General features: G+C 73.6%; 4 protein-coding genes. 3 read left to right on the top strand and 1 reads right to left on the bottom strand.

All coding sequences use genetic code 11. From position 1 onward, the window contains the following. The coding region (locus B7767_RS49150; protein WP_306298011.1) for a chaplin at window positions 1-516 on the bottom strand (516 nt) is incomplete at its 3' end. 273 nt (window positions 517-789) lie between these two features. Between B7767_RS49150 and B7767_RS31535 the strand changes: the two genes are divergently transcribed. The 3 genes from B7767_RS31535 to B7767_RS31525 form a co-directional block, all read left to right on the top strand. Further along, window positions 790-2,391, top strand: a complete 1,602-nt coding sequence (locus B7767_RS31535; protein ID WP_085575109.1) for an alpha/beta hydrolase — start codon at window positions 790-792, stop codon at window positions 2,389-2,391. 78 nt (window positions 2,392-2,469) lie between these two features. Next, complete coding sequence (locus B7767_RS31530; RefSeq protein ID WP_085575108.1) at window positions 2,470-3,564, top strand: chemotaxis protein; 1,095 nt, start codon at window positions 2,470-2,472, stop codon at window positions 3,562-3,564. A 295-nt stretch (window positions 3,565-3,859) separates the two neighbouring features. Further along, the coding region (locus B7767_RS31525; RefSeq protein WP_179167362.1) for a PAS domain-containing protein at window positions 3,860-4,696 on the top strand (837 nt) is incomplete at its 3' end.

Genomic DNA, 4,696 nt, shown 5'->3' with positions numbered 1-4,696 from the left:
CGGGGCCGCGTGCGGCGCCGGGTCGGGGAGGGTGCGCGGCGTCGCGGCGGGCTCGGGTCCGGGTTCGGCCGGGCGGCCGGGCCGTTCGCCGGAGGCGTTCGTGGAGGTGTTGCCGGCCGACGCGTTGCCGGCGCCCACCACGTTCACGCTGTTCCCGCTGACGTCGACCGGAAGATCCACCGGCAACTGCACCCCGTTGCCGGACACCACTCCCGGCGAATCCTGCGTCCCGGCCACGGCGGATGGCCCCGTCGCCGTGCCGCCCCGCCCGCCCGTGTCCTCGTTGACGCAGGTGTTGCCCGCGGCGGGGTTGAGCAGACCCACCACGTTCACCGTGTTCCCGCACACGTTCACCGGGGCGTGCACCGGGAGCTGGACGGTGTTCCCTGACCCCACGCCGGGCGAACCGGCCGCGACGCCCTCCGCCCCGGCATCGGCGTACGCCGGTACCGCAACGGCCATCGCGCCCGACGCCGCGGCGACGGCGATCACGCTGTTTCGGGTGACCCGTCCCATCGGTTCCCTGCCTTCCGGAGATGGTCGCGGACGTTCGCCCGCACCGGACAGAACGCGGCTGCGGCATCCGGGTTATGGCTCATCCGTATGCCGCAGCCGGTTCACCCCATCGGGCGTCCCGCCGCTCGAACCCCGGGCAAAGGCCGTCGAACTCATGACGGCCGGGCACCGGGCCGGGGTGCCCGGCGGGCCGCCGCGGGACCGACGGGCGGGAGCCCGGGGGCCCGCTTATGGTGGGCGAGGGCGTCGGTCGGGGCGTCCCTGGAGGCATCGATGCTGGCCAAGCTGTCCAAGCGACCCTCGGTCCGGCGCTGCGCGGTGCGGCCCTCGGTCCGGCGTTGCGCGGCCGCCGGGGCGGTCGGGCTGGCCCTGCTGGGTACGGGGCTGACGGCCACCGACCGGGCGGACTCCGGCCTCGACCGGTTCTACGACCAGAAGATCACGTGGACGGCCTGCGAGGGCACGGACCTGCCGGAGGACATGCAGTGCGGGACGGTCACCGTGCCGCTCGACTACGCGAAGCCCGGCGAGGGCACCCTCGAACTGGCCCTCGCCCGCTACCGCGCCTCCGGCGACCCGCGGGGCTCGGTGCTGCTGAACTTCGGCGGCCCGGGCGGTTCGGGGGTGATGGGGCTCGCCGGCGGCCGCGAGGACTTCCTGGGCCTGACCGAGGACTACGACGTGGTCTCCTTCGACCCCCGGGGCGTCGGCCGTTCCTCACCGGTGAGCTGCGGCGCCGACGCCACCGGCCAGGCACTGGAGGCCACCGGCGGCGAGGAGATGGCGGATCCGCACGACACGCTGCGCAAGCTGCGCGAGGTGGCCGCCGAATGTGCCGAGCACTCGGGCCCGGTCCTCGACCACATCGGCACCGTGGACGTCGCACGCGACCTGGACGTGATGCGTCAGGCGCTCGGCGACAGGAAGCTCAACTACCTGGGGTTCTCGTACGGGACCCGGCTCGGCGCGGTGTACGCCGCCAGGTTCCCCGACAAGGTCGGCCGCATGGCGCTGGACGGCGTGGACACGCTGACCGAGCCGCTGGCCGAGCAGGGGCTGGCCAGTGCCAGGGGGCAGCAGACCGCGCTGGACAACTTCCTCACGTGGTGCACCGAGGAGCTCGCCTGCCCGTTCGGACAGGACGCGCGCACGGCCCGCACCCAGGTCGTGGAGCTGGTCGACTCGCTCGACGAGAACCCGGTGCCGACCGACTTCGGTTACGAGTTCACCGGTCAGGACCTGGCCGGTGCCATCGGGCAGGGCCTTTACACCCAGGAGATGTGGCCGCTGCTGCAGCGGGCGCTCGCCCAGCTCGTGGAGGACGGGGACACGCGCGGGGTGGAGGCCCTCGCGACCGGAGGGATGGCGCCGCCCGCGCCCCAGCGGGCCGACCACCCCCTCGTCGACGAGGAGGACGTGCCCCTGGACAACCTGCCGGCGGCCCTGATGGCGGTGAACTGCGCGGACGACCCCGACCGTCCGGACGCCGAACGGCTGACCCGGGACCTGGCCCGGCTGCGCAGCGCCTACGAGGAGGCCTCGCCGGTCTTCGGGCGGTACCGGCTCGCCCAGGTGGTGCTGTGCTACGGCCGCCCCAGGGGGACCGACTACATCCGCGAGCGGGTCAAGGACCTCGACACGCCGAAGATGCTGCTGGTCGGCACCCGGGGCGACCCGGCCACGCCGTACCGCTGGACGGTGGAGACGGCCGAGCGGCTCGGTCCCTCCGCCGTGGTGCTGGACAACCGGGCCGAGGGGCACACCGGCTACGGGTCGTCCGAGTGCGTCCACCGCAAGATCGACGACTTCCTGCTCTACGGCTCCCTGCCGCGCAGCGGCAGTTCCTGCGGATCCGAGGACGACGGCCGCCTCTGAGCGGCTGCCCGGCCCCGGAGACGCACAGGCCGCTTTGCCCCGAATGCCCTGTCGGTGGATCCGCCCTATGGTGCTGTCATGGAGCACGATCTGAGTCCCGCGACCCTTGCCGAGCTTCGCCGCCCGCGCCCCTACCCCGCGGTGTCCGTGCTGACGCCGACGCACCGGCGCGATCCCCTCAACACCCAGGACGCCGTCCGGCTGCGCAACGCGGTGGCCGAGGCCAAGAAGAAGCTGGAGGCCGATCCCGCGGTCACCCGGGACCGGCGCGCCGATGTGGCCCTGCAGCTCGACCGGGCCCTGACCGAGGTCGATCTGTCGCACTCGGAGGACGGTCTGGCCATCTTCGCCGCCCCGGGCGAGCACCAGGTGTGGTCGCTCGCCCGCGCCGTGCCCGAGCGCATCGTCCTCTCGGACACCTTCCTGACCCGCAACCTCGTCTCCGCCCACACGGCGCAGCGGCCGTTCTGGGTGCTGTCCGTCTCCGCCGACCGGTGCACCCTGTGGAGCGGTGGCGTGGACCGGGTCGTCGAGGAACGCGCCGGCGGCTTCCCGCTGATCCGGGAGCAGCGGAACTTCGACCCCGAGCGGCAGGAGTGGATCGGCGACCAGCCGAGCAGCTTCCGGAACGAGGACACCCGCCGGTTCCTGCGCGACGCGGACACCGCGATGGGGAAGCTGCTGCGCCACCACCCGCGGCCGCTGTACGTCACCGGTGAGCCCGCCGCCCTGTCCCTGCTGGGCGAGGCCGGCAGTGTGGCCGGGGACGCCGTGCACGTCCCGCATGGCGGCCTGGCGCACGGCACGCCCGAGGCGGTGTGGCAGGCCGTGCGGCCGGTGCTGGAGGCCGAGGCCCGCAGGAGCACCGAGGACGTGGCGCGGTCGCTGGAGTCGGCCCGGGGCCGCAAGGAGTTCGCGGCCGGCGTCGACGAGCTGTGGCAGAGCGCCCGGGAGGGCCGGGTCCGGCTGCTGGCCGTGGAGGAGAACTACCGGATCACGGTGCGCGACACCGGCGAGCACCTGATCGTCGCCGAGGACGGTGACCTGGACGCCCGCGCGGACATCGTGGACGAGATCGTGGAGCAGTGCCTGGAGACCGGCGCCGAGGTCCGCTTCGTCCCGGACGGCGCGCTCGGGGACGCGGACGGGATGGCGGCGGTGCTGCGCTACTGAGGACGGGGCGACCCACCGGTCACCCGCACACGAACACTTGTCCGTCGAACGTGCGGATGAGTGGTGACGGGTGACCGACGGGGCCTCATATCCCTTGCGTATCATGGGAGTTGAGACGCCCACCGCACCTCTGACGTATTCCTGTGGGTAACCCGGCGAAGACGGTGGCATATGCCGTAGGCACCGCCTTATCGTGTGTTGCCGAATCCCTTACAGGCCGTCGCGGGCTGTGCGACAGTCGTAGCGGCCCCTCCCTCCGCCCGAAGGCCGTACCGTTCCCGCATCGGAGTGCGTCATGCCGTCCCACCTCTCCGCGGACCGTCCAGCCGCCCCGCCGCCGGGACGCGGTCCGGTCGACGCGCTCATCTCGCAGACCCGGCGGCTCAAGGGCGAGGTGGACGCCGTACGCCGTGACACCCCGGCCGACACGGCGGACCCGCGGGAGCGCTGGCGGCGCGCGCTGTACGACCTGGCGCTGCACCAGCTCGACGACCTGGACGGGCACCTGGCGCAACTGCGGGACGACCCGCTCCCCGTGCCGGGTCCCGCGCCGGCACCGCACGACGCCCTGCTCAGCCGGGTCGGCAGCGCGGAGTGGGACCTGCTCACGGACGAGGTGCGCTGGTCCGGTGAGCTGTACCGGATCCTGGGCCGCGACCCGGCCACCGCGCCGCTCACCCTCGACGAACTGCCCTCACTGGTGTTCGAGGAGGACCGGCCCGGACTGACCGCGATGGTCACGGACTGTCTGGTCGACGCCCGGCCCATCGACGGGGAGTTCCGCGTCGTACGCCCGGACGGCGGCGTACGGACCGTGCACATGATGGGCGAACCGGTACTCGGTGCCGACGGCAGCACCGCCTCGATGTGGGCGGTGCTGCGCGACGTCAGCGAACTGCGCAGCTGCCGGCGGGCGGTGAGCGAGACCCGTGACTCGCTGCACCGCCAGCGGCACGCCGCCGCGCGGACCGAGCACCGGCTCGCGGTCGAGCTGCAGGAGGCCGTGCTGCCGACGTGGCACGGCCCCCTGCGGCTCCCGCAGGCCGGCCCGGGAACCCTCGACCTCGCCGCGACCCACCTGCCGCCGTCGGCGCACGCACGGATCGGCGGCGACTGGTACGACGCCCTGGAG

The organism is Streptomyces sp. 13-12-16, assembly GCF_002114215.1.
Taxonomy (GTDB): domain Bacteria; phylum Actinomycetota; class Actinomycetes; order Streptomycetales; family Streptomycetaceae; genus Streptomyces.
Note: the sequence above shows the minus strand (reverse complement) of the source record. Positions and strands in the feature narration are given on the sequence as shown.